Source organism: Leisingera sp. ANG-Vp (genome assembly GCF_000813725.1).
In the GTDB taxonomy this organism is placed as follows: Bacteria; Pseudomonadota; Alphaproteobacteria; order Rhodobacterales; family Rhodobacteraceae; genus Leisingera.
In genome coordinates this window covers 1-473 of sequence record NZ_JWLD01000038.1, presented here as the reverse complement: position 1 = coordinate 473, position 473 = coordinate 1, and the positions used below count along the sequence as shown (strand labels likewise).

The window sequence follows — 473 nt, the reverse complement described above, 5'->3', positions numbered from 1 at the left end:
ATGACACCGAGTTCGGCCTGTCTGCCGGCGTCTTCACCAGCGACTTCACCCGCGCGCACCGGGTGATCGGCCGGCTGGAGGCGGGCAGCTGCTTCATCAACTCCTACAACGATGCGCCGGTCGAGGCGCCGTTTGGCGGTGTGAAGGCATCGGGTGTGGGCCGCGAGAACTCGAAAGAGGCGATCAAGCACTTCAGCCAGGTCAAATCGGTTTACGTCCGCATGGGCGACGTCGAAGCGGCGTTCTGATTGCCCTTTGGGCTGACGCCCACCCGCCCGCCCCGTCAGCCCAAAGGGCAATCAGGGCAGGGCGCATGACACCGGGTGCTTCCGGCCGGGGCTGGCAGCATCAAGGCAAAGCAAGGCAGAGCCGGGCAGGCGAGGCAGCACCCGGTCTCAGCAATGGAGAGACGCGATGAATGCGGATTATGTGATTGTCGGCGCCGGCTCGGCCGGCTGCGCCATGGCTTACAG

The 473-nt window shown here is 65.3% G+C and carries 1 protein-coding gene; it reads left to right on the top strand.

Translation table 11 applies throughout. The annotated features are described in order from the left end of the window. On the top strand, window positions 1-248 hold a 248-nt coding region (locus RA20_RS13305), incomplete at its 5' end, for an aldehyde dehydrogenase family protein (RefSeq protein ID WP_039129529.1). Window positions 249-473: the final 225 nt, after the last annotated feature.